Below are 391 nucleotides of genomic sequence, written 5' to 3'. Positions count from 1 at the left end.
GTCCGGCGCCGCCCTGCTGGCCACGGAGTACGCCAAGGACGGCAAGCGCGCGCAGGCGGCCATGTGGCCGCAGCTCGGCGCGCCGATCGGCTTCCTGCTGGCCAACGGCCTGTTCCTCGCGCTGGTGCTCGGCTTCGACCACGACTCCACGAGCCCGGTGCTCGACGGCCCGTTCCTCACGTGGGTGTGGCGCGTGCCGTTCCTGCTCTCGATCGTGATGGTGGCCGTGGGCCTCTACGTCCGCGTCAAGCTCGAGGAGACCCCGGTCTTCCAGCGCGCCCTCGACCGCGACCAGCGCGTGAAGGCGCCGCTGGGCGAGGTGTTCCGCCGCAACTGGTGGGAGCTGATCCTGGGCACCTTCGTCATGTACGCCACCTACGTGCTCTTCTAC

Annotated in this window: 1 protein-coding gene; it reads left to right on the top strand. The window is 70.1% G+C overall.

Translation table 11 applies throughout. The annotated features are described in order from the left end of the window. The coding region (locus J1M64_RS19055; protein WP_206475218.1) for an MFS transporter at window positions 1–391 on the top strand (391 nt) is incomplete at both ends.

Origin of the sequence: Dietzia sp. KRD202, from assembly GCF_017168155.1 — a bacterium.
GTDB lineage: Bacteria > Actinomycetota > Actinomycetes > Mycobacteriales > Mycobacteriaceae > Dietzia > Dietzia kunjamensis.
Note: the sequence above shows the minus strand (reverse complement) of the source record. Positions and strands in the feature narration are given on the sequence as shown.